Here is a 13,098-nt window from a genome sequence, read left to right as displayed (position 1 = left end):
TGACCCCATGCCGAACTCAGAAGTGAAACGCCGTAGCGCCGATGGTAGTGTGGGGTCTCCCCATGCGAGAGTAGGGAACTGCCAGGCATCAATTTAAGACCCGTTTACGGGTCGTGACCTTACCCCTGACAAGGTAAGGGCGAAACACCTGAAGTCAGACGCAGTCTGAATTCAGTACAGAATCGGTGGAGCGGTAGTTCAGTTGGTTAGAATACCTGCCTGTCACGCAGGGGGTCGCGGGTTCGAGCCCCGTCCGTTCCGCCACTAAAACATGAAGCCCTGACTCATACGAGTCAGGGCTTTTTTGTATTTGAGTTCTTATTTGCATTTCCTTACGCACAATCCCGTTTGAATTACCCTCCTCCGATTGAAAGTACGCAGTAAAGTCCCTATAACTGATAGATGGTAAGCTCATTCAGCAGTAATAAGTACAGGCGGTAACGTGCGGAAAAAAACATATGCCATGAGATACGTAGCAGGGCAGCCAGCGGAGCAAATATTTCCGCCAGGGGCAATGCTGCATGTCGGCCAGGCATTGCCGCCCGGTGCCCCGCTAACGACCGAATCCACCCTGAAGGTACTGGTGTGGAATATCTTCAAGCAGCAGCGCGCCGAGTGGCTGTCGGTATTACAAAACTTTGGCAAAGATGCGCATCTGGTTCTCCTGCAGGAGGCACAAACGACGCCTGAGCTGGTGCGTTTCGCCACCACCAATTACCTGGCGGCCGACCAGGTTCCCGCTTTTGTTCTGCCCCAGCATCCTTCTGGCGTCATGACGCTGGCTTCAGCTCATCCGGTCTATTGCTGCCCGCTGCGCGAGCGTGAACCGCTGCTGCGCCTCTCCAAGTCAGCGCTGGTCACCGCTTACCCCTTGCCGGGTGGGCAAATGCTGATGGTGGTCAATATACACGCGGTGAACTTCAGTCTGGGTATTGATGTTTACAGTAAGCAGCTAGGGCCGATCGGTGAGCAGATCTTTCACCATCAGGGCCCGGTGATCATGGCCGGCGATTTTAACGCCTGGAGTCGTCAACGCATCAATGCCCTGTATCGTTTTTCACGCGAAATGGGGCTGCGTGAGGTACGTTTCACCGACGATCACCGTCGCAAAGCCTTTGGGCGTCCGCTGGATTTCGTTTTTTATCGCGGAATGGGGGTGGCAGAAGCTTCTGTACTGGTCACCCGCGCCTCAGATCACAACCCACTGCTGGTAGAATTTAACGCTCATCCGCCATCGCTGGCATAACAGGGAAGCTTCTCGTAATGGCAACAAAACATCATGACAACGTTGATAAACAGTTCGGCGAGCAGGCTAATGCCTACCTGACCAGCGCGGTACATGCCAGCGGTCGGGATTTAGTGCGGCTGGCAGAGCGGCTGTTTGGTGCCTCAGACGCGAAAGTACTGGATATGGGCTGTGGAGCAGGGCATGCGAGCTTTGTTGCCGCTCAGCATGTCAAAGAGGTCATTGCCTACGATTTGTCGGAAAAGATGCTGGCGGTAGTGTGCGAGAGTGCGGATGAGCGCGGGTATCACCACCTCAGCACGCAGCAGGGCTATGCCGAGAGCCTGCCATTTGCCGATGCCGCGTTTGATATTGTCATCAGCCGCTACTCCGCTCACCACTGGCATAATGTTGGCAGTGCGCTGCGGGAGGTGTGTCGTGTGCTCAAACCCGGCGGCAGAGTGATTTTTATGGACGTCAGCGCACCGGGCAATCCGGTGCTCGATATCTGGTTACAGACGGTAGAGGCGCTGCGTGATACCTCACACGTGCGCGATTACAGCCCTGGGGAGTGGCTGACGCTAATGACCGAAGCCGGTCTGGCCGTGCAGGCTCTCTCGCAGGATAAGTTGGAGCTGGAGTTTAGCAGTTGGACAGCGCGTATGCGCACCCCTGAAGTAATGGTGCAGGCGATAAGGGCTTATCAGCAGGCAGCACCTGACGACGTCCAGAACTACTACGCTCTCAGGCCGGATGGCAGTTTCAGCACCGATATCATCTTTATCGAGGCCCTGCGGCCATAAAAAAAGCCCGTCTGGAGACGGGCTTTTTATTGGGTCTGGTACCGGACTAACTGTCAGGTGTCGCACTATTATCCACAAACAGCGTCAGCTTATCGCCGGGCTGGATGTTCTTAGCACTGTTACTGGCGACGCTATTCCAGCGCACCACATCTTTGATGTTTACGCCGTGACGTTTTGCGATACTGGCCAGAGAATCACCCTTACGTACCTGATAGGTGATGCTGTCGCCGTTATCTGCCAGTCTGTTACTGCTGCTTACGCTCAGCGTCTGCCCCGGTTTGATGCTGGCACCACGCAAATTGTTTGCCCGCTGCAGATCTTTTACCGGAACGCCAAGACGCTTGGCAATGCCGGACAGCGTGTCACCGTTGCGCACCTTATAGGAGCCGGATGAAACGCTGTTGTTCGCAAGTGAAGTCGGCTGCACCGCTGCGATATCACCGGTTGCCAGTGAGTTACGAAGCTTAGCCACGTTGGACTTCGGTACCATAATGTAGTGAGGACCATTAGGGGCCGTTTTTCCACGCGTGTAGCCGGAGTTAAACGTCTTCATCTTGCTTAGCGACATGCCAGCCATTTCGGCTGCCTGCGTCAATTCAATCTGCTGACCCACTTCAACGCGTGCCAGAGCACGAGATTCGTTGGGAGCGGGCAGACGTATGCCATATCGCTTACTGTTCTTGAGCAGTTGCCCCAGAGCCAGCATTTTTGGCACATAGACCGTCGTTTCTTTTGGCAGCGCTAAAGACCAGAAATCCGTAGGTCGTCCACGGGCTTTATTGGCTTTCATCGCTTTCAGCACGCGTCCTTCACCGCTGTTGTAGGCCGCAACCGTCAGTAACCAGTCACCGTCAAACATACCGTTAAGGCGCTGCATCATATCCAGGGCAACTTTGGTCGATGCCACAACATCGCGTCGTCCGTCATACCACTGGGTCTGCTTAAGACCATAATTTTTACCCGTCTGCGGCACAATCTGCCAGATGCCAGCGGCATTCGCAGATGATGTTGCATGAGGGTCAAAAGCGCTCTCCACTATGGGTAGTAGTACCAGTTCCATCGGCATTTTGCGTTGCTTAATTTGCTCGACAATCCAGTACATATACGGCTCTGCCCGTAATGTTACATCGTGGAGATAGCTCTTGTTCTTCAGGTATTTCTGTTTTTGTTCGCGTATCCGGTAATTATCCGGAACCTTCATCTTCAGCTCGTCGCTAATGAAATTCCACAGATCTTTGTCCTGCGCAAGCGATGTTCCATCATCCTGCCAGCGCGGCGACAACATATTATCTGAGTACTGTCCATTTTCACCTTGACCTGCCGAAGACAAACTCTGTGCATGCTGTTCAGGGATGTTAGCATCATGCCTTGATGCCTGGCACCCTACCAGCAAGACCGAGGCGAGTAATATCGCTTTAGCCTTCATGTGTGTGTCATTGGTTCCGCTTAAAAGACGAGCAATAATACGTGGTCGGTCCCCTCAGCACAACCTAAATTATCAAAAACGGTCTTTCTTCTCGCGTAGAGCCGCAAATACCTGCCACTCATGTTGCGGAGTTGTTTCTAATCCAATAGTTCGTTGTAATTCAACATCTTGCGTTCTTAAAAAAAGATTAATTTTTCGCTCAAAACCCAGTTTTGTAGGCAAACTTACCCCATTTTTTGCGCGTAACTCCTTAATTTCTCGATAGTAGCGGCTTATCTCCGCATCTTGCGGGGAAATGGCCTGCGCAAAGGTTAAATTCGATAACGTATATTCATGGGCGCAACAAACCAGAGTGTCAGCTGGCAGCTGATTAAGCTTTTGAAATGACTGAAACATCTGTTCAGCAGTGCCTTCGAACAGTCTCCCGCAGCCGGCGGAAAAGAGTGTGTCTCCGCAGAAAAGGTAAGGGAAGCTGAAATATGAGATATGTCCTAAAGTGTGGCCCGGCGTAGCATAAATGGTGAAGTTACAGCCTAAAACATCGACGCTATCACCCTCGTTGACGATCGCATTTGCCCCTTTATCTCGGGTTTCTTCCGGCCCATAAACCGTCAGGTCGGGGTAATGAGCCAGCAACTCCGGCACACCGCCAACGTGATCGTGATGATGGTGCGTAAGCAATATGGCCACCGGCTGCCAGCGGTTTTTTGCCAGGGCACGCAGCACCGGAGCGGCCTCGCCAGGGTCGACAATCAGACAGCGGCCTGCCGCGTCGTTTAACGTCCAGATGTAGTTATCCTGAAGGGCTGGAATGCTGGTAAGATTCATATGATCGCTCCCGTATGCTCGCAATGGAAAGAAGATGGTAAAGCATGAAGCCCGCTAAAACACGTCATATTCGCCATGTGCCAGAGTCATGGTCGCAAATCCCCTGCGGTGAGTATTATCGCGATGCGCTGTCGCATCAGCTGCGCCCCAGCCTGGCTAAATTATATGGTTTTCATCTGCTGAAGGTAGGCAGTCTGAGCGCGGAAATCGATACTGAAAGCTGTGCGATTTCGCATCAGGTTAACGTTGGGTTGAGCGGGGATAATCTGCAGGTTCACGCCGACCCACTAAGCCTGCCCTTTGAGTCTAAATCGGTTGATGCCTGCCTGCTGGCCCATACGCTGGCATGGAGCAGCGATCCGCACCGCGTGTTGCGTGAGGTGGACAGGGTGTTGATCGACGACGGCTGGATGATCATCAGCGGCTTCAATATTTTCAGCGCCCTGGGAGTCGGCAAGCTCATCCCCGGCCTGCACCGTAAGGTGCCGTGGAATAGCCGGATGTTCACCCAGATGCGCCTGATGGACTGGCTGAGCCTGCTGAACTATGAGGTGATACACCGCTCGCGCTTCCAGGTACTGCCGTGGAACCGCCAGGGGGGGAAAGTGATTAGCACCCACCTGCCCGCGCTCGGCTGTTTAAACCTGATCGTCGCGCGTAAGCGTACCTTCCCACTGACCATGAACCCGGCGAAAAAGAGTGCCAGCAAGCGCCAGCTGCACGCCGTGGGTGCTACCAGCCAGTACCGGGAAGGGCGCAGAGGCTGAATGGTATAACGGGATCGCCTTCTATCCCGTTCATTCCTTTTGCATTACGCGCCGGCCTGATAACCCACATCATCAAATGTCGGATTGCCGGCAGCCGCGCGCGCCAGCTCATCGCAGCGCTCGTTTTCTACGTGGCCGGCATGCCCCTTAACCCACTTCCAGTGGATCTCGTGCGTGCTGAGCGCGCTGTCCAGCCGTTGCCATAAATCGACATTTTTAACCGGCTTCTTATCGGCAGTCTTCCAGCCGCGCTTCTTCCAGTTGTGGATCCAGCTGGTGATCCCCTGGCGCACATACTGGCTGTCGGTACTCAGCGTAACGTTACACGGCTGAGTCAGTGCTTCCAGCGCCACAATCGCCGCCATCATCTCCATGCGATTATTGGTGGTGAGATGGAAACCCGCACTGAATGTTTTTTCATGCGAGCCGTAGCGCATGATCGCGCCATAACCGCCGGGGCCTGGATTACCGAGGCACGAACCGTCGGTGAAAATTTCTACCTGCTTAAGCATCTCTGGTAGACTCTCCGTAGAAAAACGCCAAGTCTGACATAAACGGGTCCTATGAGCACAGTAAATACAACGCGTCAGATCGTACTCGATACCGAAACCACCGGTATGAACATGATCGGCGTCCATTATGAAGGGCACCGCATCATTGAGATTGGTGCGGTAGAGGTGATCAACCGCCGCCTGACCGGCAACAACTTCCACGTTTACCTCAAGCCCGACCGCCTGGTGGACCCGGAAGCGTTCGGCGTTCACGGCATCGCCGACGAGTTTCTGCTGGATAAACCCACCTTCGCTGACATTGCCGACGACTTCCTTGCCTATATAAAGGGGGCGGAGTTAGTCATCCATAACGCCTCGTTCGATATCGGCTTTATGGATTACGAATTCTCCAAGCTGCAGCGCGGCATTCCGAAGACCGAAACCTTCTGCCAGATCACCGACAGCCTGGCGATGGCGCGCAAGATGTTCCCCGGCAAGCGTAACAGCCTTGATGCCATCTGCTCACGCTATGAGATAGACAACAGCAAGCGCGTCCTGCACGGCGCACTGCTTGACTCCGAAATTCTTGCAGAAGTCTTCCTGATCATGACCGGCGGGCAAACCTCGCTGGCCTTCTCGATGGAAGGGGATCGTGAAGAGCAGAGCGACGGCGAAACCATCTACCGCATCGAACGCCCCGCCTCCGGGCTGCGGGTAGTGCGCGCCAGTGAAGCCGAAGTGGCGGCACACGAGGCGCGTCTTGACCTGGTGCAGAAAAAGGGTGGCAGCTGCTTATGGCGCCCTCAGGAAGAGGCTGACGAGGTATAACGCTTTAAATTTGCATAATAAAACCGCGTGATGGTGAAAAACGCAGCAGTTGATATTAATCCACAGAAAAAGCGTTGACGAACATCTGACTGCCCCGTAATATCCGCCTCGTTCCCGACGGGGAACATCGGTGGAGCGGTAGTTCAGTTGGTTAGAATACCTGCCTGTCACGCAGGGGGTCGCGGGTTCGAGCCCCGTCCGTTCCGCCACCCTTTTAGGGGCGTAGTTCAATTGGTAGAGCACCGGTCTCCAAAACCGGGTGTTGGGAGTTCGAGTCTCTCCGCCCCTGCCAAATAAAAACAATCCTTTGCTTCGGCAAAGGATTTTTTTTGTCTAAAATTCCTGCCCTGTGCGTTATTCCCCCAATTTCCCCATAAAAAAAGGCCAGCAAGCTGACCCTTTTGTGCGTTTTAACAACGATTTATGCTTTAATATTCACCGGGAATTTTATCAGCTGGCGAATATAGGCCTGCTGATCGCTGTTTTCTAACCACACCGCATACAGCGGTCGGGAGACAACAGCCGTGTCCGGGATCACCATTAAATCGCTGTACTCTTTACCCCAGACCTCAGGTAAAAATGCGCAGGCTCCGGTAGTGTGCAGCAGTTGACGGGTTAAATGTGCAGAAGTTGTCGTTAGCACTGGCACGTCGTCTGCCCCTGCCAGATAGCTTTCATGCTGATGGAAATCAGCACCCCACTCCAGCTTAATATAGTCATATTTCTCTTTTTTCTCCGATTTTCGCGACCGGAACAAAGTCAGAGAAATATGGCCAATCTGCTGGCTGGTCAGCTCGTCCATTTTCGGTGCTTCAGTAGTAATTAACAGGTCCAGCTGCCGCTCGTGCAGTTGCTTGACCAGTAAATGGCGCTGAGCGACTCGTGCCTCTAAATGCAGGCTCTCACGGTTCTCATACAGGGTTTGTAGCCACGGCGTCAGGTAGGCTTCCCACATGGAAGCACTTGCCCCTATCGACAGCTCGTGATGCTGCTGTGTATGCGCCACCTCTTTCTTGGCCATCAGCCAGGTGCTCATCAGGCTTTCTGCATAGGGGAGGAGTCGCTCGCCTGCAGACGTCAGCCTGATGTTATTGCGGTGGCGGGTAAACAGGTTTACACCCAGCTGGTTTTCAAGCTGCCTGATGCGAAAACTTACAGCAGATTGCGTGAGATAGAGTGCTTCAGCGGCACGTCCAAAGTGGCGAGTTCTGCTCACTTCAAGAAAGGTCTTCAGTAATTCCGTATCCACATCCATCTCCTAAAAAACATTTGTCGTTATGATTTAAATGTTTTGTTTTACACTCTGTCAAGCCTATCTAATACTCCGCGCCATAAATAGCACGGCCATAAAAGAGTTAGGAGCGTGTAAAATGGCGGAAAGCTTCGCAACAACGAATCGTTTTTTTGATAACAAACATTACCCTCGCGGGTTCTCCCGTCACGGCGATTTCACCATCAAAGAAGCCCAACTTCTTGAGCGTTATGGTTACGCTTTTAACGAGTTGGACCTGGCAAAGCGTGAGCCAACGACGGAAGAAGAGCGTCTGTTTATTGAGGTGTGCCGTGGTGTGCGTGAGCCGCACACTGAGGCAGAGAAAGTCTGGTCAAAGTATATGACTCGAATCAAACGTCCTAAACGTTTCCACACCCTTTCAGGCGGCAAGCCGCAGATGGAAGGTGTTGAAGACTATACAGATAGTGACGATTAAGAGAAAAGGGGCTTCGGCCCCTTTTTCGTTGCCATCATTCCAGGTTATTTTGCAGATGTATCATTAAACGATCGATCCCACGGTAGCTTACAGCTTCAGTCAGATGTTCCCGGTTAATCTCCTGCTCGCCTGCCAGATCGGCAATAGTCCGCGCCACTTTCAGTATGCGCTGCCACGCCCGCACCGACAGCCCCAAATGATTCAGCACCTGTTCCAGCCATTCGGCATCCTCTCGGGTAAGTGTACAGTAATGCTGGATTTCTGGGTTATTCATTAGGGCATTCACTTTACCGCAGCGTGCGTACTGACAATTTCGTGCGGCCAGCACGCGCTCTCTTACCTGCTGGCTTGACTCACTGTCAGTACGTTGATGACTCAATGTTCCCGGAGGCAGAAGGGGCACCTCCAGCGATAAATCAAAGCGGTCAAGGAAAGGGCCAGACAGGCGACTGAGATAGCGCAGCGTCTGCTGTGGAGAGCAGCGGTTGTGCGAACCAAGATAGTGTCCGGTCGGGCTTGGGTTCATGGCGGCTATCAATTGAAAACGTGCCGGATAGGTAATCTTTGCTTTGGCCCGGGAGATACTGATCTCCCCTGACTCCAGCGGCTCACGTAATGCATCCAGCGCGCGCCGCTCAAATTCCGGCAGCTCATCCAGAAACAGCACGCCGTTATGCGCCAGCGAGATCTCCCCGGGCTTCGGCAAAGAGCCACCGCCCACTAACGCATACAGCGAAGCGCTGTGATGAGGGGAGCGGAAAGGCCTCTGGCGCCACTGACGGCGTAGATCGCCGCTATTCACGAGACTAGCTACACTTGCACTCTCAAGGGCCTCACGATCGCTTAGAGGCGGCATCAGACCACTAAGCCGCGATGCCAGCATTGTTTTTCCCGTCCCCGGCGGTCCAATCAGCAGCAGATTATGGCCGCCAGACGCTGTGACCTCCAGCGCTCGCTTGGCCTGTTCCTGTCCAATAATTTCATTCAGGTCGTGCGTTTCGGCTGGGGAGGGTTGATGCTCGCAGCGGGCGTGCTCCAACTTCCCTTTATCGTGCAAAAAAGCACAAACCTCCAGCAGGTGAGTCGCAATCAGGCTCTCGCCATGCTGGATCAGGCCGACATCATTTTCATTATAGGCTGAGAGGATCAGCTGTCGCCGGGCATCCAGCGCGGCCACTGCGGCGGGAATCGCACCCTGTATGCCGCGTAGCGCGCCTGTCAGGGCCAGTTCGCCGAGGAACTCATAGCGGGTGAGCTTTTCCGCAGGGATCTGCTCAGAAGCGGCGAGAATAGCGATTGCGATGGGAAGATCGTAACGCCCCCCCTCTTTTGGCAGGTCAGCAGGCGCCAGATTGACGGTGATACGCTTTGCCGGGAAAGTGAACCCGCTATTGAGGATTGCGCTGCGTACCCGATCGCGCGCTTCCTTGACGGTGGTTTCTGGCAGCCCGACCAGCGACAGCGCAGGCAACCCATTGCTGATGTGGACTTCTACAGTGACCAGCGGCGCCTGAATGCCGATTGCAGCGCGGGTGTAGGCAACAGATAACGACATAAACTCTCCTTGTTGCGGCTATTTTGCGCCCCCGGCTTTTTTGCGGCGACGGGCAAAGACGGAATTTGCGCGCCGCGCCGTAAAGTTTTTGCCCGGCTCGACTGCCAGAAACATTGCCTTGCGATCGGACTCGACTATTTTCTCAGCAGCGAGATGAAGCCATCGCGCCCGGTGATTAATGAAAAACATTCAGCTTTTGCTTATTGACTGAAAAACCATAATTTTTTCTGAATCTGTGGCTGCCCGCATAAAATTAAATGATGAAAAAAGTTGAATCAGAACCGAAAACTGTGATAACTCTGTAGGCATTACTTCGAACAAGCGAATTTTAAGTATCCAAATGAAAGCCCTTCTACGAGTCGTCAGCCTAGTCATTATTAACGTCGTCGTGATTATTATCACGCCGTGCGGGGCTACGCTCGGAGAAAGAAAGGCTTAAAAATCAAGCCTGATTTCGAAAGAACCCCCGCACCGAAAGGTCCGGGGGTTTTTTTTTGCAGGGCATTAACGAGAGAGGAACAGAAGATGAACAGTAGAATAATATGCTGTTGTTCCAAGCAGAGGGCGGGGAAATAACTATGAATGGTGCTCAGTGGGTGGTTCAAGCTTTGCGTGCACAGGGTGTCGAAACAGTTTTCGGCTACCCGGGTGGTGCAATCATGCCGGTCTATGACGCGCTCTATGACGGCGGTGTCGAACACCTACTGTGCCGCCACGAGCAGGGTGCGGCGATGGCGGCGATCGGATTCGCTCGCGCGACTGGCAAAGTCGGCGTCTGTATCGCCACTTCCGGACCGGGGGCTACCAACCTGATCACCGGCCTGGCTGATGCCATGCTGGACTCGGTGCCGATTGTCGCCATCACCGGGCAGGTCTCCTCCGCGGTGATGGGCACCGATGCCTTCCAGGAGATTGACGTGCTCGGCCTGTCACTGGCCTGTACCAAGCACAGTTTCCTCGTTGAATCTCTCGAAGAGTTACCGATCGTGATGGCAGAGGCCTTCGCCATCGCCAAATCAGGCCGCCCTGGCCCGGTACTGGTCGATATCCCTAAAGATATCCAGCTGGCATGCGGTGAGCTGAGCGCGCATCTGCTGCCGGTAGAGCAGGAGCTGGCGCACCCGCACGCTGAATTGCAGCAGGCGCGTAACCTGCTGGCTCAGTCAAAAAAACCGATCCTATACGTGGGTGGCGGTGTCGGGATGGCGGATGCCGTTCACGCCCTGCGCGCTTTCGCTAAAGAGACCGGTATTCCGACCGTTGCCACTCTGAAAGGTTTGGGCACGCCGGATGCTGAAGACGCCTGCTACCTCGGCATGCTGGGCATGCACGGTACTAAAGCCGCCAATATTGCCGTTCAGCAGTGTGACCTGCTGATTGCCGTAGGCGCGCGCTTTGATGATCGCGTAACCGGTAAGCTGGACACCTTCGCGCCGCATGCCAGCGTGATCCATCTGGATATCGACCCGGCTGAGCTACACAAACTGCGCCGCGCGCACGTTGGCCTGCAGGGCGACCTGAATAAGCTGCTGCCAGACCTGTATCAGCCGGTTGAGATTCAGGCGTGGCGTGAAGAAGTGAAGGCCCTGAAAGCCGAAAGCGGCTGGCGCTACGACCATCCGGGCGAGGCGATTTTTGCTCCGCTGTTTTTGAAACAGTTGTCAGACCGTAAACCGCAAAGTGCAGTAGTGACCACCGATGTGGGTCAGCACCAGATGTGGGCCGCGCAGCATATGAGCTTTAACCGCCCGGAAAACTTTATCACCTCCAGCGGTCTGGGCACCATGGGCTTTGGCCTGCCAGCCGCAGTGGGTGCACAGGTTGCCCGCCCGGACGACACCGTTATCTGCGTCTCCGGCGATGGTTCCTTCATGATGAACGTGCAGGAGCTTGGCACCATTAAGCGTAAACAGCTGCCGGTTAAAATTGTGCTGCTTGATAACCAGCGCCTTGGCATGGTTCGCCAGTGGCAGCAGCTGTTCTTCGCCGAGCGTTACAGCGAAACCAATCTGTCCGATAACCCGGACTTCCTGATGCTGGCCCGCGCTTTTGATATCCCGGGCCAGCGCATTACCCGTAAAGACCAGGTCGACGCCGCATTAGACGCTTTGCTGCACAGTGAAGGGCCATACATGCTCCACGTCGCCATCGACGAGCTTGAGAACGTCTGGCCTCTGGTACCGCCTGGTGCCAGCAACGAACAAATGATGGAGAAAACCTCATGATGCAGCATCAATTGTCTATCGAAGCGCGCTTTCGCCCGGAAATACTGGAGCGCATTTTGCGCGTCGTGCGTCACCGTGGCTTTCAGGTCTGCGCGATGAACATGGCGTCGTTGGTCAACAGTGACAATATTAATATTGAGATGACCGTTGCCAGCCAGCGCTCTGTCGATTTACTGTCAACGCAGTTGAGTAAACTGATGGACGTTGCATGCGTTCAGACCCAACAATTAACAACACAACAAATCCGCGCATAAGCGCGCAAGGAAACAAGAATGACGAAGAAAGCAGACTTTATCTGGTTCAATGGCGAGATGGTTAAATGGGAAGACGCTAAGGTCAGCGTCATGTCCCACGCACTGCACTACGGCACCTCTGTGTTTGAAGGCGTCCGCTGCTATGACTCGCACAAAGGACCAGTAGTCTTCCGCCATCGTGAACATATGCAGCGCCTGCGTGATTCTGCCAAGATCTATCGTTTCCCTGTCAGCCTGAGCGTTGATGAGTTGATGGAAGCCTGCCGCGCTACCCTGCGTAAAAACAACCTGAAAAGCGCCTATATTCGTCCGCTGGTATTTGTTGGTGACGTGGGCCTGGGCGTTAACCCGCCGGACGGTTATGAAACTGATGTGATCATCGCTGCATTCCCATGGGGCGCCTACCTCGGTGCCGAAGCGCTGGAGCAGGGCATCGATGCGATGGTCTCTTCCTGGAATCGCGTGGCGCCAAACACCCTGCCAACGGCGGCCAAAGCCGGTGGTAACTATCTCTCCTCTCTGCTGGTGGGTAGCGAAGCGCGCCGCCACGGCTACCAGGAAGGGATCGCGCTGGACACCCAGGGCTATATCTCAGAAGGTGCCGGTGAGAACCTGTTTGAAGTGAAAGACGGCATCCTGTTCACTCCGCCGTTCACCTCTTCTGCGCTGCCGGGTATTACTCGTGACGCCATCATCAAACTGGCGCAGGATATGGGAATCGAAGTGCGTGAGCAGGTGCTGTCACGTGAATCGCTGTATCTGGCTGACGAAGTGTTTATGTCCGGTACTGCCGCGGAGATCACTCCGGTGCGTAGCGTTGACGGTATCCAGGTTGGCGCGGGTAAACGCGGCCCGGTCACCGAGCGCATCCAGTCTGCCTTCTTCGGCCTGTTCACCGGCGAAACGGAAGACAAATGGGGCTGGTTGGATCCGGTTAACCCATAACAATAATGTTTTTTTCGCAGGCGTCAGTTGACGCCTGCGCAC

General features: G+C 54.3%; 14 protein-coding genes, 3 tRNA genes and 1 rRNA gene. 13 read left to right on the top strand and 5 right to left on the bottom strand.

The window, feature by feature from the left end:
* From rrf to QLG07_RS23130, 4 genes are all read left to right on the top strand, one after another.
* Positions 1–87 (top strand): 5S ribosomal RNA (gene rrf, locus QLG07_RS23145); the annotation flags it as partial.
* A 100-nt stretch (positions 88–187) separates the two neighbouring features.
* Positions 188–264, top strand: a tRNA-Asp gene (locus QLG07_RS23140).
* A 178-nt stretch (positions 265–442) separates the two neighbouring features.
* Positions 443–1,246, top strand: coding sequence for an endonuclease/exonuclease/phosphatase family protein (locus QLG07_RS23135; protein WP_048917082.1), 804 nt, complete (start codon positions 443–445; stop codon positions 1,244–1,246).
* A 17-nt stretch (positions 1,247–1,263) separates the two neighbouring features.
* The gene (locus tag QLG07_RS23130; RefSeq protein WP_282470233.1) at positions 1,264–2,028 is read left to right on the top strand and encodes a class I SAM-dependent methyltransferase; all 765 of its coding nucleotides are present in this window, start codon (positions 1,264–1,266) and stop codon (positions 2,026–2,028) included.
* A gap of 46 nt (positions 2,029–2,074) precedes the next feature.
* Here QLG07_RS23130 and mltD read toward each other — a convergent pair whose 3' ends face one another.
* Together mltD and gloB are read right to left on the bottom strand one after the other, a co-directional pair.
* Positions 2,075–3,454, bottom strand: a complete 1,380-nt coding sequence (gene mltD / locus QLG07_RS23125; protein ID WP_048917080.1) for a murein transglycosylase D — start codon at positions 3,452–3,454, stop codon at positions 2,075–2,077.
* Positions 3,455–3,526: 72 nt separating this feature from the next.
* Complete coding sequence (gene gloB, locus QLG07_RS23120; RefSeq protein WP_282470232.1) at positions 3,527–4,282, bottom strand: hydroxyacylglutathione hydrolase; 756 nt, start codon at positions 4,280–4,282, stop codon at positions 3,527–3,529.
* Between the two features lie 44 nt (positions 4,283–4,326).
* Here gloB and QLG07_RS23115 point away from each other — a divergent pair, with 44 nt between their 5' ends.
* A complete protein-coding gene (locus QLG07_RS23115; protein WP_048917078.1) occupies positions 4,327–5,049 on the top strand; it encodes a class I SAM-dependent methyltransferase in 723 nt (240 codons plus the stop codon).
* 44 nt (positions 5,050–5,093) lie between these two features.
* Here QLG07_RS23115 and rnhA read toward each other — a convergent pair whose 3' ends face one another.
* A complete protein-coding gene (rnhA, locus tag QLG07_RS23110; protein WP_133624386.1) occupies positions 5,094–5,561 on the bottom strand; it encodes a ribonuclease HI in 468 nt (155 codons plus the stop codon).
* 51 nt (positions 5,562–5,612) lie between these two features.
* On the opposite strand from rnhA, the gene dnaQ reads away from it, so the two are divergent.
* From dnaQ to QLG07_RS23095, 3 genes are all read left to right on the top strand, one after another.
* Complete coding sequence (gene dnaQ, locus QLG07_RS23105; RefSeq protein ID WP_048917076.1) at positions 5,613–6,368, top strand: DNA polymerase III subunit epsilon; 756 nt, start codon at positions 5,613–5,615, stop codon at positions 6,366–6,368.
* A 132-nt stretch (positions 6,369–6,500) separates the two neighbouring features.
* Positions 6,501–6,577, top strand: a tRNA-Asp gene (locus tag QLG07_RS23100).
* A gap of 7 nt (positions 6,578–6,584) precedes the next feature.
* Positions 6,585–6,660 (top strand) — tRNA-Trp (locus tag QLG07_RS23095).
* Positions 6,661–6,789: 129 nt separating this feature from the next.
* Here QLG07_RS23095 and hdfR read toward each other — a convergent pair.
* Positions 6,790–7,617, bottom strand: coding sequence for an HTH-type transcriptional regulator HdfR (gene hdfR / locus QLG07_RS23090; protein WP_048914343.1), 828 nt, complete (start codon positions 7,615–7,617; stop codon positions 6,790–6,792).
* Positions 7,618–7,738: 121 nt separating this feature from the next.
* Here hdfR and QLG07_RS23085 point away from each other — a divergent pair, with 121 nt between their 5' ends.
* On the top strand, positions 7,739–8,077 hold the full coding sequence (locus QLG07_RS23085) for a DUF413 domain-containing protein (protein WP_048914333.1): 339 nt from the start codon (positions 7,739–7,741) through the stop codon (positions 8,075–8,077).
* A 34-nt stretch (positions 8,078–8,111) separates the two neighbouring features.
* Here QLG07_RS23085 and QLG07_RS23080 read toward each other — a convergent pair whose 3' ends face one another.
* Entirely contained in the window at positions 8,112–9,632 is a 1,521-nt protein-coding gene (locus QLG07_RS23080) for a YifB family Mg chelatase-like AAA ATPase (RefSeq protein WP_048914334.1), read from the bottom strand.
* Between the two features lie 340 nt (positions 9,633–9,972).
* Between QLG07_RS23080 and ilvL the strand changes: the two genes are divergently transcribed.
* The 4 genes from ilvL to QLG07_RS23060 all read left to right on the top strand — a co-directional run bounded on the left by ilvL (position 9,973) and on the right by QLG07_RS23060 (position 13,056).
* A complete protein-coding gene (ilvL, locus tag QLG07_RS23075; protein ID WP_071822090.1) occupies positions 9,973–10,071 on the top strand; it encodes an ilv operon leader peptide in 99 nt (32 codons plus the stop codon).
* Between the two features lie 139 nt (positions 10,072–10,210).
* Positions 10,211–11,857: an acetolactate synthase 2 catalytic subunit gene (gene ilvG / locus QLG07_RS23070; RefSeq protein WP_048914344.1), complete on the top strand. Its 1,647-nt coding sequence runs from the start codon at positions 10,211–10,213 to the stop codon at positions 11,855–11,857.
* Positions 11,854–12,111 carry an acetolactate synthase 2 small subunit gene (ilvM, locus tag QLG07_RS23065; protein ID WP_048914335.1) on the top strand — a complete coding sequence of 86 codons (258 nt, stop codon included), beginning with the start codon at positions 11,854–11,856 and terminating at the stop codon, positions 12,109–12,111. The genes ilvG and ilvM overlap by 4 nt, the downstream gene beginning before the upstream one ends.
* Before the next feature lie 18 nt (positions 12,112–12,129).
* A complete protein-coding gene (locus QLG07_RS23060) occupies positions 12,130–13,056 on the top strand; it encodes a branched-chain amino acid transaminase (protein ID WP_048914336.1) in 927 nt (308 codons plus the stop codon).
* Positions 13,057–13,098 lie beyond the last annotated feature (42 nt).

Source organism: Erwinia sp. V90_4, from assembly GCF_029967685.1.
Classification (GTDB): Bacteria; Pseudomonadota; Gammaproteobacteria; order Enterobacterales; family Enterobacteriaceae; genus Erwinia; species Erwinia aphidicola.
Note: the sequence above shows the minus strand (reverse complement) of the source record. Positions and strands in the feature narration are given on the sequence as shown.

What these genes read in the sequence shown, in the direction of transcription:
- QLG07_RS23130 (WP_282470233.1), top strand. Translation starts at nt 1,264, where the DNA reads ATGGCAACAAAACATCATGACAACGTTGATAAACAGTTCGGCGAGCAG.
- mltD (WP_048917080.1), bottom strand. Translation starts at nt 3,454, where the DNA reads ATGAAGGCTAAAGCGATATTACTCGCCTCGGTCTTGCTGGTAGGGTGC.
- gloB (WP_282470232.1), bottom strand. Translation starts at nt 4,282, where the DNA reads ATGAATCTTACCAGCATTCCAGCCCTTCAGGATAACTACATCTGGACG.
- QLG07_RS23115 (WP_048917078.1), top strand. Translation starts at nt 4,327, where the DNA reads ATGAAGCCCGCTAAAACACGTCATATTCGCCATGTGCCAGAGTCATGG.
- rnhA (WP_133624386.1), bottom strand. Translation starts at nt 5,561, where the DNA reads ATGCTTAAGCAGGTAGAAATTTTCACCGACGGTTCGTGCCTCGGTAAT.
- dnaQ (WP_048917076.1), top strand. Translation starts at nt 5,613, where the DNA reads ATGAGCACAGTAAATACAACGCGTCAGATCGTACTCGATACCGAAACC.
- QLG07_RS23085 (WP_048914333.1), top strand. Translation starts at nt 7,739, where the DNA reads ATGGCGGAAAGCTTCGCAACAACGAATCGTTTTTTTGATAACAAACAT.
- QLG07_RS23080 (WP_048914334.1), bottom strand. Translation starts at nt 9,632, where the DNA reads ATGTCGTTATCTGTTGCCTACACCCGCGCTGCAATCGGCATTCAGGCG.
- ilvL (WP_071822090.1), top strand. Translation starts at nt 9,973, where the DNA reads ATGAAAGCCCTTCTACGAGTCGTCAGCCTAGTCATTATTAACGTCGTC.
- ilvG (WP_048914344.1), top strand. Translation starts at nt 10,211, where the DNA reads ATGAATGGTGCTCAGTGGGTGGTTCAAGCTTTGCGTGCACAGGGTGTC.
- ilvM (WP_048914335.1), top strand. Translation starts at nt 11,854, where the DNA reads ATGATGCAGCATCAATTGTCTATCGAAGCGCGCTTTCGCCCGGAAATA.
- QLG07_RS23060 (WP_048914336.1), top strand. Translation starts at nt 12,130, where the DNA reads ATGACGAAGAAAGCAGACTTTATCTGGTTCAATGGCGAGATGGTTAAA.